General features: G+C 72.4%; 4 protein-coding genes and 1 pseudogene. All 5 read right to left on the bottom strand.

Features of this window, described 5'->3' with window-relative positions:
- A pseudogene (locus HG543_RS51500) lies at window positions 1-497 on the bottom strand (hypothetical protein); the annotation flags it as partial.
- A gap of 110 nt (window positions 498-607) precedes the next feature.
- Window positions 608-769: a hypothetical protein gene (locus tag HG543_RS51495; RefSeq protein ID WP_169352332.1), complete on the bottom strand. Its 162-nt coding sequence runs from the start codon at window positions 767-769 to the stop codon at window positions 608-610.
- A 17-nt stretch (window positions 770-786) separates the two neighbouring features.
- Window positions 787-3,876 (bottom strand): outer membrane protein assembly factor BamB family protein, encoded by a 3,090-nt coding sequence (locus HG543_RS51490; RefSeq protein ID WP_169352335.1) that lies wholly within the window; start codon window positions 3,874-3,876, stop codon window positions 787-789.
- Between the two features lie 16 nt (window positions 3,877-3,892).
- Complete coding sequence (locus HG543_RS51485) at window positions 3,893-4,399, bottom strand: hypothetical protein (RefSeq protein WP_171818849.1); 507 nt, start codon at window positions 4,397-4,399, stop codon at window positions 3,893-3,895.
- Window positions 4,399-4,695 (bottom strand): PqqD family protein, encoded by a 297-nt coding sequence (locus tag HG543_RS51480; RefSeq protein ID WP_169352333.1) that lies wholly within the window; start codon window positions 4,693-4,695, stop codon window positions 4,399-4,401. Before HG543_RS51480 ends, HG543_RS51485 begins: the two co-directional genes overlap by 1 nt.
- Window positions 4,696-4,755: the final 60 nt, after the last annotated feature.

The raw sequence follows: 4,755 nt of genomic DNA, 5'->3' as shown, positions 1-4,755 counted from the left end.
TTCCACGGCGTCCCCGCGGCCCGCCACCCCGTCGCCTCCGGCCACACGGCCACCAGCTCATCGGAAAGCAACGCACCACCGGCTCCCGTCCATAGCGAGCCCAGCGTGCTCTTCCCCGCCCCCGAGTGTCCCACGAACAGCGCGGCCCGCCCGTGGTGCGCCACGGCCACGCCGTGCACCAGCAGGCCCCCGCGCCGCGCGAGCGCACCCGCGAGCATCACCTTCAGCACCGTCTCGACGGGAAAGCGCCCCTGCCCCACCACCGTGGCCCGCGCTCCTTCCGGCGCGAGCGTCGCGGAGTAGTCCTCCCCCTCCAGGCGCAGCGTGCCGTCGGGGGCTCGCCGCGCGAGGGGAATCTCCCGCAGGGTGGGCGTGGGCCGGGGCACCTCGGGCGCGATGACTTCCAGCCGGGCCACCTCGCCGCCCTCGGGGACGGCGGGAACCACGAACCGGGAGAACATCCGCCGCAGCGTGCCCCGCAGGTCTGCGTCGGCCACCTCCAGCGTCACGGACCAGCCGGCGATGCACAGGGACAGTCCCGTGGCCGCCGGGAGGCCATCGGGACTGCCGGAGCCACCGGGACCGGACGAGCCGGCGCCCGGAGGACTCAGGGGCAGACCTCCGACTCGCCCGGGATGCCGCACTGGGAGATCTGCGCCAGTGCCACGAAGGGCTGCTCCCAGAGGATGGCGGGAGCCTCGTACTTCGGGCGCGCCTCGGTGGAGGCCGTCGCCTGGGGAAGGTCTTTCTCTTCGGACCGGTGCGACATGATGGAAGGGTCCTTTCTCACAGGAAGGGGACGGCGAAGGCGCAGATGCGGCCGTCCTGCGAGCCCACGTGCAGGCGGCTCGTCGGGGTGTCAATCGTCGGAGTCCCGATGAGCTGCGCGCCGCCCATCGAGACCCGGCCAGAGTCGGTGCCGCCAATCAGCTCGAGCTGGTGCACCTGACCATCCGAGCTGCCCACGTAGACGCGGGCCACGCCGCCTCGGTTGAAGGAGAACGCACCGGACGGGTCCGCGATGGGCGTGCTCCACTTGAGGGTCGGCGTGATGCTGGCGGAGGTCGTGTCCCAGAACTGCACCTGGCCCGAGGCGAGGCTGGCCAGGAAGCCCGCGCCCTGCGGGCGGACGAAGCTGGTGAACGCGGGCGTGTTCGGCGCCGGCGGGGTGGCGACGGGGATGCTCCACGCCGGCTGCAGCGTGGTCGCGTTCACCGCGTGGACGGTGCCGTCGTTGGCGCTCGCGAGGATGAGGTTGGTCACCGCGTTGCGCACCAGGCTCAGGTCGACGTCACCCACCGGCAGCCGGGCGACTTCCTGCGCGGCGGGGCCCGTGGCCAGCGTGTTGAGGACGCGCAGCGTGTCCTGGGAGCCCGCATGGCTCCGCGTGCCGAGGAACAGGCGGTTGTTGGCGTAGTCCACCACCATGCCGCCGCTGATCATCCCCAGGTCGCCGGGCTGGTACGTCCACACCAGCGCGCCCGTGGCGGCGTTCAGCGCCACCACGCGGTTCTGCGCGGGGTTCGCCAGCCGCGTGGCGAAGAACACCAGGTCGCGGCCGGGGTGCGCCGCCTGATAGGCCGCGTTGGCGAAGTCATGGAGCTGCGTGACGGGGAACGACTGGATGGTGCCAATGGGGTTGCCACCGTTGTCCCAGCGCCACAGCACCTCGCCGGAGCTGGCGCTGATGGCGTAGGCGACGCCACCCTGGTCACCCACCAGGATGTACTGGCCGGGCAGCCCGCGCAGCGGCACCACCGGGAAGCGGCTGCCGATGAGGCCCGACAGGGGCAGCGGGCGCCAGCGCTCGGCGCCGTCCTGGGACGGGTTGCTCACCTGCGTGAGGTTCGCCACCACCGAGCTGTTGAACGAGCTGAAGATGCCCACGCCCGCCTCGGTGATGGGCTGCAGGCGCGCGTCCAGGCCCACCGAGTAGCACCACAGCGGCTCGCCGCTCAGGCGCGCCCGCGGCGTGGCGATGAGCGCCGTCGAAGCCGTGGGCTGGTTGCCCGCCGAGTACCAGCGCAGGTCATCCATGTTGTACACGCGGTAGCGATACGTGACTCCGTTGGTGACGGTGGTGTCCGTGAAGGTGGAGACCGGGCTGAACTCGTCCGCGTAGACGACGCGAGCGTTGCCCACGGTCTCGCCCACGGCATAGGCCCGGCCCTGCACGGGCGCCGTGTTCGGGTTCGCGCCTTCCGCGCGCAGCACCAGCACGCCGTTGTGCTGCACCGGGTTGTCCCAGGTCAGCGTCACGCTGGCGTCGCGAGCCACGGCGGTGAGGCGCTCCGCGTCCGGCGCGGTGCCGGCGAGAATCGTCACGGGCGCGTCGAGGCGCATCGGCGGACCGTCGTAGTCGTCCACGACGTGGAACCGGTGGCGGAACGTGGTCGGCCCGGTGACGGCGCCGAAGCTCGCATACAGCGCCGAGAACGACAGCTCCCCGCCCGGCGGGATGCCCGTCGCATCGGCCTGCCAGGTGATGCCGGTGGCGTCGTTGCGAATCACCGTCCACCCGGTCGGCGACACGGGGCTGGCCGGCTGGGCGAAGTAGTTGGCCGTGGGCCGCAGCAGGCGGACCTCGAGGATGGGCCGCGGGCCGCGGTTCTGCACGGTGTAGACGAGGCGCTGGTTCGTGGTGCCGACCGCCACGACCTCGGGGCTGACCCGCACGCGGTGCTCCACCAGGCGGCCACGCGGTGACTCCACGAGGTCACCGGTCAGGGCCGTCCCGCCGCGGGTCGCATCCGCACGGGCCCGGAAGCCGTAGTTCGCCCCAGCGGCACCGGTGACACGATAGGTCCAGATGAAGTGGGCCGAAGCCCCGGGCCCGAGCCGGCTGACGCTGGCCGGCGTGGGACCGGACAGGGACGTGAGCGTGGCGGAGCCCTGCCCCTCCAGCGTCTGGGGCCGCACGTTCGTGAAGGTGTCGGTGGTGGACGTGTTGGTCACCGTCATCCGCACCCGGACCGTGTCACTGGAGAAGGCCTCCAGGGTGTCCAGGTCCACGGCGGCGGCGAGCGGCCCCACGTTCACCATCGCCGCGCCCGTCAGGGGCGAGGTGACGGTTCCCGCGGCATTGGTGCCGCGAATCTGCGCCACCGAGGCGCCCGTGGTGGTGGCCTGCGCGCGCACCGCGAAGACGCCCGCGGTCCTCGTGGTCAGGTCCACCTGGAACGGCGTGGGCTCCGTGCCCAGCACGGTGAACGAGACGCCGCCGGGGCTCGTGGTCGGCGCCGTCGCGGTGATGCCGGTCTGCGCGGCGGTGGAGCGGTTCTCGACGACGATGCGGGCCGAGGTCTGCCCATTGACGCCCAGCACGCGCGGCCGCATCGCGAAGGACGAGGACAGGCCCACCCGCTTCCACTGCGCGACAGCCGCGTTCAGGGTGGTGGCGAACGTCTGGCCCGTGCACTGGTTCCGGGCGACGGTGCCCGTCGCGAACTGCTCGATGTTCCGGTCCGCGGCGGAGGCGAGCGGAATCATCCGGAGGACGAAGGTCGCGACCTCCCCCGTGTCCAGGCCGTCGGCGGTCCCCTGGCAGTTGACGGTCCGCGAGAAGGTGATCTGCCGGCCCGCCACGACGTAGTCCACCGCCCATTCCGGGGGCGCCGAGGACCGCAGCGGCACGTAGCCGGTGGGCAGCGTGAACGTGATGTCGGTGATGGTCTGGTACTGGGGCGAGGTGAGCCGGGTGTTGTTGCGCACCTCGACGGTCAGCTCGGAGGCCTCGTCCATCACCACGGTCGCCTGGGCCTCGCCCGGCTGGGGGATGGTGTTGATGAGCCAGGCACGGGTGGTGGACTGCGCCCCCGCGACCACCGGCACCAGGAAGGCCAGCAGCACCGCGAGGCGGGCGTTGAAGGGATTCATGGCGGCGGGCCTCACGTCACGGCTCCAGGGTGAAGGCGGCCGTGGTCAGCGGCGCGCCGTCGAGGAAGAAGCGCGCCTGCCACGTCCCGCTCATGCCGGAGGTGGCCACGGTGGTCCCGGCCACCGGCAGGCTGAAGCGCAGCGTGCGCGACATGGCGGGCTCCGCCTCCACCACCGTGGAGCGCCGCTCGTAGGGAAGGCCGGAGGGAGGCACGAACTCCACCTCCACCGTTCCGCGTCCACGCACGCCGGACACCGTCAGGTCCACGTCCACCTGCGCCACCGACGCGAGCCCGCGGGCCCCCGCCTCCAGGCCCACCACGACGGCACTGCCCGTCACGGGCGCGGGCGCGGCCACCAGCTCCTCGGGACGGGGCGTCCCGTGCGCGTCGCCCAGGATGTCCGTGGGAGAAACAGGGTCTGTGGACGGACCGTCCACCGGTACTTCGGACTCCGGCGCCTTCCCCTCCTTGCACGCGGACAGCAGCAGCGCCGCCGCGAGCAACGCCATACGCGCTCGCATCACCGTTCCTCCTGAAGCTCTTCGATGAGGCCCAGCCGGGCCAGGTCCGTCAGGAAGCGCAGCGTATCCGTGAGGACCTGCCGCGCATCCATGGAATACTCCCGGGCCACCTGCTCCGCCACGGCGCGCGCGGTGCGCTGGCCATCGCAGAGCTGCCACACCCGGATCGCCGTCGCGTTCAACCCGCGCAGCGTGCGCCCCTCCGCGTCCAGCACGATGAAGTCCGCGCCGAACCGCTGGCCGGAGACGCCCTCGCGATGCCGGGGAACACCTTCCTCCGCGAAGCCCGTGCTCATGCGCGCCGCCCTCCCCGCCCCAGCAGCGCCGCCAGCCGCCACTTCACCACCACCCGCAGC

This window comes from Pyxidicoccus fallax (genome assembly GCF_012933655.1).
Classification (GTDB): Bacteria; Myxococcota; Myxococcia; order Myxococcales; family Myxococcaceae; genus Myxococcus; species Myxococcus fallax.
This window is presented reverse-complemented; position numbering and strand designations above follow the sequence as displayed.